Below are 15,636 nucleotides of genomic sequence, written 5' to 3' on the forward strand. Positions count from 1 at the left end.
TTTTCACTGCGGACGAAGGCGTCGGCAAAGGATTGCCGACCTACGCCAAATCGGAAAATCCTCTAGCCGCGTTCAGCAACCGTTTCCGTAACCTGCCGGTAAACCCGGTAATTGCCCTCCACCATGGCTTCGACCGAGAACCGTTCGAGAACCAAACGCCGCCCGGCCTGGCCCAGTTCACGGCGCCGCGTCGGATCGTCCAGCAGTTCGACGATAGCGGAAGCCAATGCGGCGCTGTCGCCGGGCTCGATCAGGCGGCCGTTGATGCCGTCCTTCACGATTTCGGGAATGCCGCCAGCCCGTGTTGCCACGATCGGAACCCCAGAGGCCGCAGCCTCCAGCAGCGAGACGCCGAGCCCCTCCATCCAGGCGGGATGGACCACCAGATCGAGACAAGGTATGACCCGCGCCATATCGGTTCGATAGCCGGCGAAAATTACGGTGTCATCGAGTCCGCGGGCACGAGCCGATGTCCGAAGTTCGGCCTCCACGGGGCCCTGCCCGAACAGCAAAACCCGCGTTTGGGGGTGACGAGCCAGGACCACGGGCAAGGCGTCGAATAACACCTCATGCCCCTTGCGGCCGATCAGCTGGGCGATCATGCCGATCGCCGTCTCGCCCTCCGCGAGGCCGAATTCCGAGCGAAACCAAGCCTTATCGCATTCCGGACGGTAGCGCTCGGTGTCGACCGCGCTCGGAACGCAGACCACCCGCTCGGCCGGCACGCCAGCTTCGATGAGCACCTCGCGTATGCCTTCCGATATGGTGACGATGGTCTCGAACAGCGGAAACTTGATGCGGGTGTCGACCCAGCGCGGCGGATTGTCCACTCGCCGGCTATGGATCATCGGAATGTTTTCCAGCCGTCCGGCCAAAGCGGCGAGAAGATCGCCGCGGCGGCTGTGGATGTGCAGCACGTCCGGTTTTTCGTTTCGAATCAGCCGCCGCAGCCGGCCGATAAAGCCGAGATCCGAGTCGCCCCGGAACGGAAGCGGTCGAATCTCGACGGCGGGATTTTGGATAGCCCCGACGATCTCGGCGCCCTCGCTGCATACCAGCACATGCTCTCCTGGAAACCGGCTCAGGCCATTGAGAAGGTAGGCCACCTGCCGGGCACCGCCGTATAGGTGCCGCCCCATTTCCACGTGCAGCACTTTCATGATCTTTTTTCCAGAAGCTCGATGGCAGCGCCGAACACCTTGTCCACGGTATGGAGACGCATGCAATCGAACGTCCCTCCGCAGGTCGGACGACGGCGGCAGGGCGAACATTCGAAGCGCTCGTAAAGCACTCTCGCCGTGGCCCGGCCCGTGTCCAAATAGGGCCGGGTGGAACCGAAGATCGCCACGGTCGGAGCGCCCAGAGCGATGCCGAGATGAGTCAATCCGGTATCGACGCCGATCGACAGCCTCGCTTTCTCGATGATCGCCGCGCACTGTCCCAGGCTCGTCCGGCCGGCCAAATTAATGAGGCCCGGCGTCTGCCTGGCGATGATTTCGGCACGCGCCTTGTCCGCCGGACCGCCCAGCATAACGACGGCGAGCCGGCGTTCGCCGGCCAGGCGGACCGACAGCTCCGCCCAGCGTTCGTCGAACCAATGCTTTTGAGGACGGGTAGTGAACGGGCAGATGACGGCATATGCTCCGGTCACGCCTGCCGATTCCAGCAGTTCTCTTGCCCCTTTTCGATCGTCTTCCGAAACGGCGATATCGAGTTCAAAAGTATCGGTCTGGCCGGTCAAGGTCTCGGCGAGCATCCTGTATTCCTTGCCGATGCGGAGATCATCCACGCGCCGGTCGATAACCTCCGTCATCAGAAACTGGCTGCCCTCGCGCGAACCGAGGCCGATGCGCCGCCGTCCGCCCGAAAGCCAAGCCCAGACGCCGCTCTTGAGCAAACCCTGGAGATCGATCACCCAGTCGAAGCGTTCGACTCGAAGCGATCGGATCAAATCGAAAGCTTCCCTGGCGAACGCACGGTAGCGGCGCTCCCGGCGCAACTGCCGCCAACGGCCCCTCGGCCACAAATAAACCTGGTCCAGATGCGGGTTATGGCGCAGGAGATCGGCGTTGGCGGATTCCGTCAGCCAGGCGATGCGGGCGTTCGGATACGCCTTGCGCAGCGCAGGAATCAGTCCCGAAGCCATGATGACATCGCCGATGGCGCTGAGCCGGATGATCAGGATGCGTTGCGGCGGAGAATCGATTTCCGGCATCAGTGTCAGTCGCCTCTGTCCGCCATGAGTCGCTGATAAAGCTCGAGGTACGCGCCGACCACCGCCTCGCGGCTGTACCGGCTTTGCAGAAATGCATGACCGGCTTCGCCGAGCATGTTTCTTTCGGTATCGGAAAGCGCGAGCGCCGCCCGGATTTGCGCCGCCAGTTCCGAGGGGTCGCCGCACGGCGCCAGGAGACCGGTTCTCCCCTCGTCGATCAGCTCCAGAGCGCCGTCGGTCGCCGTGCTGACCACCGGCAGGCGGTAATTCCAGGCTTCCAGGATGACGTTGCCCAAGGGCTCGTGGCGCGAGGGGCAGACGAACAGATCGGCGAAGGCGTAGAACGGGTCGGGTTGTTGCCAGCCCAACCAGCGGACGCGAGGGGTTAATCCGAGGCTATCGCTCAGCGTCTTCAGCCGATCGGCCGCGGGGCCGTTGCCGGCAACGAGCAGGATCAGCGGGCGTCCGTTCGCTTCGGCCGGAAGTTCGGCGAAGGCATGCAGCAAATCGTCGAAGCCCTTCTTGTCGATCAGGCGCCCCAAGGCGAATAACACGAGCGCGTCGCTTGGGATATTGTGTTTGTCGCGCAGCTCTTCGAGGTGTTGGCTCGAAAAAACGAAGGGCTCCGGTACGAAATTGCCGATGTGGAACACCCGTTCCGCGGGAAGACCGGACTTGACCAAATAGTCGCAGATGCCTCGCGTATTACCCACCCAGGCATGGGCGTGGCGATAATAGCCGTCGATCTTGTAGAAACCGCCCAGGCGGGCGATATGCACGGCCTTCGCCTTGGCAGGCAAACGGGTCAGGCGCGTCGCGCGCCCCATGTAGGTCTGGACGATGCACGGCTGTCGCCGGGCCACCAACTCGCGAATCCGCCAGACCGACCAGAGATCCCATTGATTGGCGAGCGGCAGGTGTACCTGCTCGATGGCGCTAGTCTTCAGGGCTTCTGCCACCGGACTGCCGGACCGGTTGACGGCGATCACCCGCTGCCCGGCTTCGTGCAGCGCGCCCAGCAAGCGCACGTAGAACTGGTCCGCACCGCCGAACTGTCGGCTGCCGAGAATATGCAGCGACGGATACATCTCAGCCGGTCAGATTGGAGGCCAGCGGCTCGTCGAACCGATAGCCGAACCGCTCGATGTCGGGCCGGTAATGATCCGCCACGAGTTGGGCCGTCACGTCGTTATAGTAATCCCGATAGTCCTTCCGGCGGTCGGTCGCCTTGCGGCTGTGGGGCAGTTTCGGGGTCTTGATGCCGATCCGCTTGCAGGCCGTTTCGAAGTCCTCGGCCAGGAATTCGTAGCGTCCGAGAAAATCGACGACGGTGTTGCCGTGCAAATCGATCACATAGTCGCTTTGCAGCTCCGTCGACATGTCGGCGTGATACTGCGGCGGGCGGGCCGGATCGAGCTTCCAGCGGAGAAACGCCTCGAAGCTGTCGATGTGGGTAATCAGCTGCGGCCGCTCGCGGCGGATGTGATGATAGGAACTCACCTGCAAATCCCAAGGGTTACGCACGAAGGCGAACTTGAACAAGCTCTCGAAGACCTCTCGCGGGAGCATTTCCTTGGCGGCGATGATCTTGGCGTGGCGCGGGAACTTGGCTCCGATCTTATGGCCGGTCATCCCGCTCAGCTTGCTGCAGAGAAACTGCGGAATCCGGTACGGATCGGTCCACTTTTGCCGCCAAAGCGAGTCGCGAATGCTGGTGCCGCCGGTTTTGGCGATGTGGACGAACAGGAAGTTGTATTTGAGGGAGAGCAACATGGATTCAAAAGAGTTGTGTCAAACCGGATGCAAAACCTTAGCGGAGCCGGAAGGCGTAAATCCCAGCACCTCCAGATAGCGAGCCGCGCTACGCTCCACCGTATACTCCGACGCTGCCTCGCGAAGCAACCGGTTCTCAAGCGGAAACTGCAAGGTGTTCAACATCGCATCGGCCAAGCGCTCCACGTCGCCTACCGGCACCAGCGGACCATAAAGGCCGTCCCGCAGAATCTCCCGCGGACCGCTGGGGCAGTCGGTGGACACCACCGGCGTTCCCAGGGCCAAGGCCTCGGTCAGCACATTGGGCGAACCTTCCCAGGCGGACGACAGCACGAACAGCGAACTCCGCGCCATGTAGGCATACGGATTCGCGACATGGCCGAGCAGCGCGACGGCATCGGCGATCCCCAGATCGGCAGCCAGCTTTTCCAGACTGGGGCGCAGCCGGCCTTCGCCGAGGATCACCAGCCGCGAATCGATGAAGGCCCGCACGCGGGCAAAAGCGCGGATCAAGGTCGAAAAGTCCTTTTGCCGCGTCAAGCGTCCGGCTCCCAGAATGACGGGAACGTCCGACGACGCGAACCAGGGGTGATCCACCGGCATGCGGCTCTTTTCCATCATCTCCGGGGTAATGACCGGGTTTCGGATCACCACGATCTTTTCCGGCGGCAATTTCGCGATCCGCCGCGTGTCCTCCGCGACGCCTTCGGACACGGCGACAATACGGTCCACCGCCGAGTACATTTCGCGCATCGGCCATTGGCGTGCCCAGCGGATCAGTGCCGGTTTGTTCGCCATGGCGGCCGAAAGATGAGTCCCGAGGCGGCCCACCAGACGAGTATCCGCTCGGCTCACGCGCTTGGCGAGCACCGCGGCGCGAATGGCTCTGTCTTTGGCGGCCAACAGGGCAAGCGGCCTTTCGGTCTTGAGATAGCGGACCAGTCCCGGCACCGCCAAGGCGGTGTGTCCAACGCCCAAGTCCAGAACCCGCAACCCCGAACCGTTCAGCCTTATGAGTTCGGGCGCGGGCTTGCGCAAGATGGCCAGGAGATCCACCGCCAACCCCTCCTGCGAGAACGCGGGCAACAGATTCATCACCATGCGCTCCACGCCGCCGGTGCCGGAAAACGAAATCAGTACCGCCAGACGCTGTGCACGACCCATTACCCCTCTCCTCTCAGCAGACCCAGAGCATTCAGATATTGCCGCGCGCTGTTGGTAACGGTGTAGGGCATCGTCGCCTCGTGCAACGCTTCGGGCGAGGTCGGACTATCCAGCATGTCGGCGATTTTCGCCGCGAGGGCCGATGAATCGCCGACCGGAACCAGCGGACCATAACGACCGTCTCCGAGCACTTCTTTGGGACCGCTCGGGCAGTCGGTCGATACCACCGATGTGCCGCAGGCCATGGCTTCGATCAATACGACCGGCATGCCTTCGCAAATCGACGTGAGAGCGAAAACCTTGGCCCGGCGCATGTAGGCATAAGGATTGACCAGGAATCCCGGCAGGTCGACATCGTCCGACACGCCCAGATGACGGGCGAGTTGCTGGAGCTTGTCGCGCTGCCGCCCCTCGCCGCCGATGATCAGACGGCAAGGACGGTCACGCCGCAGCTCCGCGAAAGCTTTCAGCAGGGTGGCGAAATCCTTGCGCGCGCACAATTCGCCGATGCCGAGTATCACCGGCGGCTCGCCCGGCGCGAACCAGGGATGATCCACCGTCGCTTCGGCCATCGCATCGAAACGGTCCGTGAGCACCGGGCTGGGCACCACGGTCACCGCCTTGAGCGGCAGCCCCGCTATCCTGGCCAGATCTTCCGCCGCGCCTTCGGAAGGCGTCAGGATGCAGTCGGCGTGGCGGTAGAACAGTCGGATCGAAGCCAACTGGCCATTTCGCGCCCACCAGCCGCGGCGCTCGAGATTCTTGGAGACCGTCGTGCCTATCCGCACCGCCACGCGGGTATCGACGCGAGCCAGCGCCCGTGCCGTCAAGGCGGTGCGGTTCACCTTGTCCTTGTCGCTCAATAGCACTTCGGGCCGGCTGCGGCGCAAATAACGGACTAACGCCGACAAAGCGGTGTTGACATGGGAAACGCCCAAGTCGATCGTCCGGACATTGTGCGGCAGATCGTCCCAATGAGGACCATGGCCTTTCACTCTAAGGAGATCGATCCGCAGACCCCATCGGGCAAACTCCGGGACCAGATTGCGCATGATCCGATCGACCCCGCTATGACCGGAAGTCGCCAGAAATAAAGCCAGATCTGTACGGCTCGAACTCATGGGCGGCTCAGCCCGAAAGATTCCAAATAGGCGCGACTGCTGTTTTCCAGAGTGTACGGCCGTACCGCCTCGCGCAAGAGCTCGGAAGGCGGTGGATTTTCCAGGGTCGCGGCCATCGCCTCCGCGAGAGCTTCGGCATCGCCCGGCGCGACGATCCGCCCGTAACGACCTTCAGCCAGAATCTCCCTAGGCCCGCTAGGACAATCCGTGGCCACAGCAGGTGTACCGACCGCCAGAGCCTCGATGAGCACGTTCGGACAACCCTCCCACAGCGACGACAGAACGAACAGCGATGCCCTGGCGAGAAAAGCGTAAGGATTGTCCACGAAGCCCGGCAGGTCGAAATCATCCTGAACGCCGAGCTCGGCCGCCAGGCTTTTCAGCTTTTCCGCTTGCCGGCCCTGCCCCAGGATCATCAAGCGGCAAACCCGATCTCGACGCAGCCGGGCGAACGCCTTCAGCAAGGTCGGGAAATCCTTGGCGCGCCCTAGCCGCCCCGCTCCCATGACGACCGGTGGACTGCCCGGCTTCAGCCAGGGATGATCCACCGGTTTATGGACAAAGTTCAGCAGATCCGGCGCTACAGTGGGATTGGGAAGCACGCTGATGCGTTCGAGCGGAATGTTCAGGAAAGCCGACAAATCGGCCGCCGCGTCGCGGGAATTGGCGATGATGCCGTCGCTTTGCGAGAACAGGCGCTGCTGTCTGCGCCGGAACAGCCACCGCGACCACCAAAACCGATGCTTGAGTTCGGTCCGGGCACCCAGCGAAGTACCGACGCGCAAGAAAAACCGTATGCCGGAATCCCGCAACTTTTTCTTGACCTTCAATGCGATGCGGTCGTCCCGCCCTTGGCCGGTCATGACGACAGCCGGCCTATTGGTCCGCAGGAACGCGAGCAGATCTTTTTCGAGCGCCAGGTCGCTCTGGCCATGGAGGGCCACCTGCTCGACTTCGGGGTTCAACCGGTCGGCGAAGACGGTATCGGCTTGGTTGACGATCAAAGCCGTTGGTACGCCGTGGGCGGAAAAACCATTGGCAAGGTGAACGAAGGTGCGCCCAACGCCGCCATTGCCGAAGCTGGGGATGAAAAGACAAACTCGAGGAGGCGTCACGAATCTAAGGACGTCAATTGAACCGTTCGAAATTTTTCATGAAGTCCCTAGTCTAGTGTAGAGCGAGCGGCATGCGGCCATCGGGCGAAACATTCCGCGCAGCCGATCACGCATCCTTATCGGCCAAAAAAGACAACTCGGTGTTCTTGGCGCATACGAGTCGGTGGAGCCGTTTCAACGCATAGCCCAAAATCACCGACGAAGCCAATGCCAAGGCGATGTATTCGGCGGCCTTGGCAAAATCGGTCTGGAGTAAGCCGGCGCCTATCAGACAGGCGGTAATCCCCATAGGCAAAAACCCGATAAAGCTTCCTATGAGAAAATCCAGATGACCGACATCCGTCATCCCCAAAAGTACATTATTGTAGAAGCCGTTCAGTGGAAGCTGTCGAATCAGCACCACGGCCAATACGCCGTTTTGCTTGATCTGCCGTGCCAATCGCTCAAACTGACGAACCTTCTTCAGTCCGTAGCCTACGCCGAATCGGCGGATGAGCAGAAGCGTCACGTATGAACCCAACACCGTCGCCAGTTGGCTCCACACCAGTCCCCAAGCAAAGCCGAACGCCAATCCGCCAAGAGAGCACAAAATCAGGCGAGGCGCCCCGATTGCTGTGAGCGCTACGCCGGCCGAGGTAAAAACCAAGGGCGCCGCCAAACCGTAACTCGCCAACTCGGCTTTGAGCATCAAGCCTTGATCCAGCCAGCTTTTCAGCGGGGTAAAATAAAACGTAACGCCCAAAGCCAGTACGGCCGCAACAGATGCGCCGCGGAGAACACCGCCCGTTCGCGTGGCACCCATCAAGCGCTTTGCATCGACCATCAAAAACCTATCAAGGGAAATCATCCATTCGACTGATCGTATTATATGTAACTAATACGTACAAAAACCATGACCAATTGTCCCGCTCGGGGCTGAAAAGGATTAATCGTGTATATCAGATGCGCCGCCTATCGCAACGGCCAGCGAATCGGAGACGTCAGCGTCGAAAACATCAGTGAACTGCTTGCGGAACCGGATACCTTCGTATGGGTTGGCTTGACCGAACCCGATCCGAACGAGTTGCTGCAACTCCAGGAAGAATTCGGCCTGCACGAACTCGCGGTGGAAGATGCCCGCTCCGCACATCAACGGCCGAAATTGGAAGAATACAAAGGATCATTGTTCGTGGTCTTGCACACTGTAGAGCTCCAGGACGGCAAGGTTCATTTCGGCGAAACGCATCTGTTCGTCGGCAAGCAATTTTTGATATCGATCCGTCACCAATCGTCGCTAGGCTACGGCCGTGCCCGAGTCCGTTGCGAGAGCATGCCGCAACTCCTGGCCAAAGGCTCCGGATTCGCGCTTTATGCAGTCCTCGACCTCATCGTCGATAACTTCATGCCGGTCGTCGAACATTACCAATCGCTGCTCGAAAAACTAGAAGAAGACATCTTTGAAAACCGCTTGCATCGCGATGCGATGGAACGCCTGTACGATCTCAAACGGTGCCTGCTGCGGCTGCGCAATGCCGCGATGCCTTTGCTGGACGTCTGCAATGCACTGATGCGGCTTCACCCCGATGTTGTCTCCAAGGAATTGCGCGTTTATTTCCGCGACGTACACGACCACGTGCACCGCATCATCCGCGCCACCGACACCATGCGTGAAACCCTGTCGGATGCCATGCAAGCAAACCTGGCGCTGATCACGGTCCGGCAGAATGAAGTCGTCAAACGCCTGGCCGGATGGGGCGCCATTTTGGCGTTGCCGACCATGGTGTTCAGCATGTACGGCATGAACTTCAAGTTCATGCCCGAGCTCGATTTCCGATTCGGCTATCCCGCCACTTTGGCGGGAACCTTGATCGGCTGCGTTTGGCTGTATAGACGCCTGAAACGCGCGGAGTGGCTGTAAGAGGGTGTGTGAGAAGCTACTGCGCGGCTCGATGGCCGCGTTGCGAAGGTGTAGCCGTAGGTCGGAAATCCTTTTCCGACGCCTTGGTCGGCAAGGGATTGCCGACCTACGACTTCTCACACCTCTTAAGAGCGCCCGCATCAGTTGCGCGTTTCTTTCCGATTCGGCTTGTATCCCTTTTTGAAGCGCAGCCGGTAGAGATCCACCAGCCAGCGGCCGAATCCGGCAGGCACCAGCGCCAGCCATAAGGGATCATAGCGGGTCAGCCTTCCCTGCTTGAGAAGACCGGCACCGGCATGAAAGGAAAAACGGATGAAATCGACCATGCTGCGCCGCCGTTGGCGGCGGCTGAGCCATGCCCGGTGCTCGGTTACGTCTTCCAGATAGTAAAGCTGGAATCCGCGCGGGTTGCGCATGCGCAGACGAAAACGGTCGGAAGACAGACCATCGGCCAGGTACTCCACCTGCTGGAAGGGTTCGTTGACACAACGAAAGACATAATGGTGCGAAATCCGTTTCCAGGTCAGCGAGGGCCGGATATGCCTTTCGCCGGCAAAGACCGGATACGGAAACCGGCGCGCGACATCGGTCCGAATCGCATGTTTTTTGTCGCCGCCCACGCCCAGGCGATAGCGCACGTCCAGAAAGCTTGCATCCAGCGGATTATGGGGATAAGGAATGGTCAGCGACCGCTTCCCGTCCATACTCTCCACCAGACCTTCGACACCGGCGAAACGTCCACGCTCACTTTCGGGGATGGACTCCCAATGACGCCGGATACGCTCCAAGGTATCGGGTAAGAGACGGTCGTCCGAGTCGAGATTGAAAAAAAGCCGCCCCCTGGCCAATTCCACGCCTTTGTTGTGAGCGGCGTGCTTGCCCTGATTGCTCTGTTTGACATAAATGACTGGGAATTCGACGCCCGCTTTCCAACGAGCCACGACGGCAGCAGTGTCATCGGTCGATCCGTCGTCGACGATGACGACCTCGAAGTTCCGATAGGTCTGGGCCTCGATGCTGGACAAAGCCCTAGTCAACAAGCCCGCGCGATTATAGGTGGGAATAAAGACGGTAAACATCGGCCTGTCCCTAACCATAGGGTCTCCGTAATTTCACGAACACGTTAATAATCAAGCCTTCAGGCCAAAACTCCGCTCGACGGCGTCGACGATACGCCAAAAATCCAGGACTTGGTGCTTCCGGATTTCGGCTCGTACTCGAAGCGCTTCCGGAAGGCGGCGCAGTGCGGCAAAAAAGCCTCTGACGTATACCAGATCGAGTCTTAGCAAGCGTCCGATCAACTGGAACAGATAGCCCGGCAAGAGATAGAGCATCAAGTCCTTCCCCGGCATATGTGTCCATTCGAGCAAGAATCGATTGCACACCCGCGTCTTTCTGACTCGATCGGCGGCCACGTTTTCCGAAATCGAACCTTTTTTTTCATGCACCACCCGACTCGCCGGCTCCAAGAGCGTTCGCCACCCGCGTTTCCAGGCGCGCAAACCCAAGTCGAAGTCTTCGGAATAGAACGGCTTGTAAAGCGGCAAATAGCCGCCCAGCGCCACAAACATCGATTTCCGCAGAGCGACGGAGCCTCCGGAGGCAAATAAGCTCTCCGTCGGCGCAGCGGACTTCAGGTCGTCGAAGCGCCAGCGCACCGACCTAAGCCGGCCCCGTTTTATTCGGAAACACCGCCACGAAACCGGGCTCACCCGTCCGTCCTCGTCCAGAACCAGGGGCGATACGGAGAAGACCTCGGCCTTTTCCAGATGCCGGATCAACGGCGCCATGAAGTCCTCCTGCGGCCGCACATCGGAATTCAGAAAAATCAGGAATTCCGCGTCGGCGGCATCGACCCCCGAATGGATCGCTTCGGCGAAACCGCGATTGGCTTCATGGACGACGACACGAACCGAAGGGAACTCGGTCCGGAGCATCTCGGCACTTCCGTCCACCGATCCGTCATCCACCACGATGATCGAGCAGGTGCCGGGATAAGCTGCGGCGGCCCGTATCACGGACGGCAGATTGCGGCGCAATAAATGCACTCCGTTGAAATTGGGAATAATCACGCCCACCGGCGGAAAATCAGGCTGAGCCATGAGAAGCTTTAAAAAAACGAAAACCGCCCCCCACAATCAAGCTCAACGGATAGAGCGTCGATCGGGAGAAAAAAGGCAGCGTAAGAAAGGCATGCGCAAAATGGACCGTCGTCACGACAATCAAAAGGACGCCTATCTGCCTGCGTGTATCATTATTGGCAGTCGCCGTATGCACCCAGAGCTTCGCGAAAAATAGCCCATAGCCGGCGATTACAACAATAAGCCCAATCAATCCGTGACTATACAGCAGTTCCAGCAAGAAATTGTGCGGAAAGGAGAAATCGACCACCGAATGAAAGCTGGAAACCCCCTGATAATCGCGGTAGAACTGCCCGAATCCATGCCCGAAAATCCATTCTCGAACCGAACTCGCCGACTGCATTTCGGCAGTCTCCGTCCAAATGGCCACCCGCTCTTCCTTGCGCAAATCACCGAAGAAATCGTCCATCCTGTCGTCGAATCCATAAATTCCCGATGCGTACAGCAAGCCGGGAATAATCAGCACCGCCGCGAACGTCATCCACCGGTACCTGACCGCCACGAACGGGACGATCGCCAGCGAGCCGGCCAGCAAAGCCAGAAAACCCGGCCTAGACTGGGTCTTCAACAGCAACAGCGCATCGCCGAGCAACGCCAAGATGAACAGCCACCGTTGTCCTCCGCCGTTCGCGATCGAAAAATAGAACAGGATCGGCAGCGTCAGCAAGCAGTACAGCGCCAAGAAATGAGGATTGGCGAACAGCCCGAACTTATCGGGAAAAATCGCAAAGCCGATCCACTGGGCGACAACGTAGAACGCAGCCAGCACGGCGATAATCGGCTTATGGGTCAATTGCCAGCGACTGCCGAATCGCTCGGGCAGCATCACCACACCGGCAACCGCCGCCACCGGCCAGGATAGATGCTCCAAAAAGCGAAAGTCGGTCTCGTTGGCGGACGCCATGAGATAGCCTTGTCCGGTCAGCAAAACAACGAGGGACAGCAAAGCGGCCATCGGCCGATCGATTGGGAAGCCGCTGCGGGACAACAGCGCCAGACAGATGACGACAGCGGCGCACAAGTACAGAAAAATCTTATGGATACCGAACCCGAGCAGGAGGGAGATTCCGAAGCCGTAAATCGAGGCGCTCAGAAGGCCGGCGAGAAAACTCGTGCCGACGCCTGGAAAACTTCTATTGCTTAAAGCCGTCGTCTCCATCACGACGGCCTACTTTTCCGTTAGGAGACGAGAGAGGGTTCCGTTGGGCAATTGTCCGGAGAGGACCTCGGGTTCGGAAAACCGGAAGCGGCTGATTGCCGCGAAGGGCACTGCATCCTGCATGGGAGTTCCGCGCATAAAAGTGGAAATGGAAGGCGATCGTATTACAAAGCTCCGACGCACGTCAAAGCGGCTTTTAAGGCTGGAACTTCACTACAATGCCTTCCTATAGAGGATCGATAACGAGCGACTGCATCGCCGGCTTCGCTTGAAAAGCGGGTACGGCACCCCAATCTATTGAGTCATCTCGATTAAGCAACATAAAGGCATTTTTCCAATGCGAATGGACAAACTGACCAGTAAATTCCAAGCAGCCCTGGCCGAAGCGCAGAGCCTGGCTTTGGGGCACGACCATCAGTTCATCGAGCCGATTCACGTCATGGCGGCGCTGCTCGATCAGGAAGGCGGCACCGTGCGGCCCCTGGTCTCGCAATGCGGCGTCAACGTCAATCAGCTCCGTACCTCTCTGGAAGAAGCGCTCCACCGCATCCCCCGCGTAGAAGGTATCGGCGGAGACGTACAGATCTCGAACGAACTGGGCCGGTTGTTGAACCTCACCGATAAGCTGGCGCAAAAACGCGGCGACACGTTCATCACCAGCGAAATCTTCGTGCTGGCGGCCATCGAAGACCGTGGCCAGCTCAGCGATTTGCTCAGGAAAGCGGGACTGGACCGGAACAAACTGGAGCAAGCCATCGAACAGATCCGGGGCGGCCAGAAGGCAGACGACGCCAACGTGGAAGAGCAACGCCAGGCGCTTCAGAAATTCACCATCGATCTGACCGCGCGCGCCGAACAGGGCAAGCTCGATCCGGTGATCGGGCGCGATGATGAAATCCGCCGCACCATCCAGGTTCTGCAGCGCCGCACCAAGAATAATCCGGTCTTGATCGGCGAGCCCGGCGTCGGCAAAACCGCCATTGTCGAAGGCCTGGCGCAGCGCATCGTCAACGGCGAAGTGCCGGAAGGCGTCAAAGGCAAGCGCCTGCTGGCTTTGGACATGGCCGCCCTGATCGCCGGCACCAAGTTCCGCGGCGAATTCGAGGAGCGGATGAAGGCGCTGCTGAACGATATCGCGAAACAGGAAGGCAGGATCATCCTCTTCATCGACGAGCTGCACACTCTGGTCGGCGCGGGGCGGGCTGAAGGTGCCATCGACGCCGGCAATATGCTGAAGCCCGCTTTGGCTCGGGGCGAGCTGCATTGCATAGGCGCCACGACCTTGGACGAATACCGTCAGTACATCGAAAAGGACGCGGCCTTGGAACGGAGGTTCCAGAAAGTGCTGGTGGACGAGCCCAGCGTCGAGGACACTATCGCGATTCTGCGCGGGCTCAAGGAAAAATACGAGGTACATCATGGCGTCACCATCACCGACCCCGCGATCGTGGCGGCGGCGACCCTGTCGCATCGCTATATCACCGACCGCAATCTGCCGGACAAGGCCATCGACCTGGTGGACGAGGCCGCCAGCCGCATCCGCATGGAAATCGATTCCAAACCGGAAGAAATGGACCGTCTGGATCGCCGCCTGATCCAGCTCAAGATCGAGCGCGAGGCCTTGAAGAAGGAAACCGACGAAGCCTCGCGAAAACGGCTGGAAACCCTGCAAGACCACATCTCCGAACTGGAACGGGAATACGCTGAACTGGAAGAGATCTGGAAATCCGAAAAGGCCGCGCTGCAAGGCACGGCCGCCATCAAGGAAAAGCTGGAACGGGCTCGGCTGGACCTGGACGCGGCACGGCGCAACGGCGATCTCGCCCGCATGTCGGAGCTGCAATACGGCGAGATTCCCAAGCTGCAAAAGGAGCTGGATCTCGCCACACAGGCCGAGATGCAGGAAACCAAGCTGATGCGCAACAAGGTCACCGACGAGGAAATCGCCGAAGTGGTCTCCAAGTGGACCGGCATTCCGGTATCGAAAATGCTCGAGGGTGAGCGGGAAAAGCTGCTCCACATGGAGGAAAACCTGGCCCGGCGAGTCGTGGGCCAACAGGAGGCCATCAAAGCGGTGTCGGATGCCATCCGCCGCTCACGCGCCGGTCTCGCCGATCCGCGCCGCCCCAACGGCTCCTTCCTGTTCCTGGGCCCGACCGGCGTGGGCAAAACCGAGCTGTGCAAAGCCTTGGCCGAGTTTCTGTTCGACACCGAGGAAGCCATGGTCCGGATCGACATGTCGGAATTCATGGAGAAGCACTCGGTGGCCCGCCTGATCGGGGCGCCGCCGGGTTATGTCGGTTACGAGGAAGGCGGCTATCTGACCGAGGCGGTGCGCCGCAGACCCTACTCGGTGATCCTGCTGGACGAGGTGGAAAAGGCCCACCCCGAGGTGTTCAACATACTGTTGCAAGTGCTCGACGACGGACGGCTCACCGACGGCCACGGCCGCACCGTGGACTTCCGCAACACCGTTATCGTGATGACCTCGAACCTGGGCTCCGACCGTATTCAGGAGCTGGCCGGCGAGGAGAATTATCAGCGGATGAAGGCGGCGGTCATGGAAGTGGTTACCCACTACTTCAGGCCGGAATTCATCAACCGTATCGATGAAGTGGTGGTCTTCCACCCGCTGATCAAAGAGCAGATCCGCGCCATCAGCCGCATCCAGATCGGCTACCTGCAAAACCGCCTGGCCGACCGCGATATCGCGCTCGAAGTCAGCGAAGCCGCGCTGGACAAACTCGGAGAGGCCGGGTTCGATCCGGTCTACGGCGCACGCCCGCTGAAGCGCGCCATTCAGCACCAACTCGAGAACCCCTTGGCGCAGGATATCCTGGCCGGCAAGATCGCCGCCGGCGATACCGTCAGCGCGGACGTGGAGGACGGAGAGATCGTCTTCCGCAAAGCGGCCTGAGCTGACTGCCCTCTAACTTCGGCACAGGGAAGTGCCGTCGCTTGCTCCGCTCGCATGATCGAGAACGGCGCTATCCGTCGTCGGGTTCTTGCGCCGGCTCATGTAGCCTGAGATTATATGATGCCGACCGGTGG

13 protein-coding genes are annotated in these 15,636 nt (G+C 60.0%); 2 read left to right on the plus strand and 11 right to left on the minus strand.

The window, feature by feature from the left end; genetic code table 11:
• Positions 1-62: 62 nt before the first annotated feature.
• The 8 genes from ACWJJK_RS21325 to ACWJJK_RS21360 form a co-directional block, all read right to left on the minus strand.
• Complete coding sequence (locus ACWJJK_RS21325) at positions 63-1,160, minus strand: glycosyltransferase (RefSeq protein WP_086134859.1); 1,098 nt, start codon at positions 1,158-1,160, stop codon at positions 63-65.
• Positions 1,157-2,215: a glycosyltransferase family 9 protein gene (locus tag ACWJJK_RS21330; RefSeq protein ID WP_086134860.1), complete on the minus strand. Its 1,059-nt coding sequence runs from the start codon at positions 2,213-2,215 to the stop codon at positions 1,157-1,159. Before ACWJJK_RS21330 ends, ACWJJK_RS21325 begins: the two co-directional genes overlap by 4 nt.
• Positions 2,216-2,220: 5 nt before the next feature.
• Positions 2,221-3,303, minus strand: coding sequence for a glycosyltransferase (locus ACWJJK_RS21335; protein ID WP_156881449.1), 1,083 nt, complete (start codon positions 3,301-3,303; stop codon positions 2,221-2,223).
• A gap of 1 nt (position 3,304) precedes the next feature.
• Positions 3,305-3,988, minus strand: a complete 684-nt coding sequence (locus tag ACWJJK_RS21340) for a sulfotransferase family 2 domain-containing protein (RefSeq protein WP_077731915.1) — start codon at positions 3,986-3,988, stop codon at positions 3,305-3,307.
• Positions 3,989-4,006: 18 nt separating this feature from the next.
• On the minus strand, positions 4,007-5,152 hold the full coding sequence (locus ACWJJK_RS21345; RefSeq protein WP_156881450.1) for a glycosyltransferase: 1,146 nt from the start codon (positions 5,150-5,152) through the stop codon (positions 4,007-4,009).
• The gene (locus tag ACWJJK_RS21350; RefSeq protein WP_156881451.1) at positions 5,152-6,273 is read right to left on the minus strand and encodes a glycosyltransferase; all 1,122 of its coding nucleotides are present in this window, start codon (positions 6,271-6,273) and stop codon (positions 5,152-5,154) included. Before ACWJJK_RS21350 ends, ACWJJK_RS21345 begins: the two co-directional genes overlap by 1 nt.
• Positions 6,270-7,388, minus strand: a complete 1,119-nt coding sequence (locus ACWJJK_RS21355) for a glycosyltransferase (RefSeq protein ID WP_205781114.1) — start codon at positions 7,386-7,388, stop codon at positions 6,270-6,272. The genes ACWJJK_RS21350 and ACWJJK_RS21355 overlap by 4 nt, the downstream gene beginning before the upstream one ends.
• Positions 7,389-7,494: 106 nt before the next feature.
• A complete protein-coding gene (locus tag ACWJJK_RS21360; protein WP_166642674.1) occupies positions 7,495-8,211 on the minus strand; it encodes a TVP38/TMEM64 family protein in 717 nt (238 codons plus the stop codon).
• Positions 8,212-8,319: 108 nt separating this feature from the next.
• On the opposite strand from ACWJJK_RS21360, the gene corA reads away from it, so the two are divergent.
• The gene (gene corA / locus ACWJJK_RS21365) at positions 8,320-9,285 is read left to right on the plus strand and encodes a magnesium/cobalt transporter CorA (protein ID WP_347257757.1); all 966 of its coding nucleotides are present in this window, start codon (positions 8,320-8,322) and stop codon (positions 9,283-9,285) included.
• 140 nt (positions 9,286-9,425) lie between these two features.
• Here corA and ACWJJK_RS21370 read toward each other — a convergent pair whose 3' ends face one another.
• The 3 genes from ACWJJK_RS21370 to ACWJJK_RS21380 are packed head-to-tail and all read right to left on the minus strand — an operon-like array spanning position 9,426 to position 12,585.
• A complete protein-coding gene (locus ACWJJK_RS21370) occupies positions 9,426-10,364 on the minus strand; it encodes a glycosyltransferase family A protein (RefSeq protein WP_347257758.1) in 939 nt (312 codons plus the stop codon).
• A 51-nt stretch (positions 10,365-10,415) separates the two neighbouring features.
• Complete coding sequence (locus ACWJJK_RS21375; RefSeq protein WP_156881453.1) at positions 10,416-11,387, minus strand: glycosyltransferase; 972 nt, start codon at positions 11,385-11,387, stop codon at positions 10,416-10,418.
• Positions 11,374-12,585 carry an O-antigen ligase family protein gene (locus ACWJJK_RS21380; protein ID WP_454129060.1) on the minus strand — a complete coding sequence of 404 codons (1,212 nt, stop codon included), beginning with the start codon at positions 12,583-12,585 and terminating at the stop codon, positions 11,374-11,376. The genes ACWJJK_RS21375 and ACWJJK_RS21380 overlap by 14 nt, the downstream gene beginning before the upstream one ends.
• A gap of 337 nt (positions 12,586-12,922) precedes the next feature.
• On the opposite strand from ACWJJK_RS21380, the gene clpB reads away from it, so the two are divergent.
• Entirely contained in the window at positions 12,923-15,502 is a 2,580-nt protein-coding gene (gene clpB, locus ACWJJK_RS21385; RefSeq protein WP_077731924.1) for an ATP-dependent chaperone ClpB, read from the plus strand.
• Positions 15,503-15,636 lie beyond the last annotated feature (134 nt).

This window comes from Methylocaldum gracile (assembly GCF_053646815.1).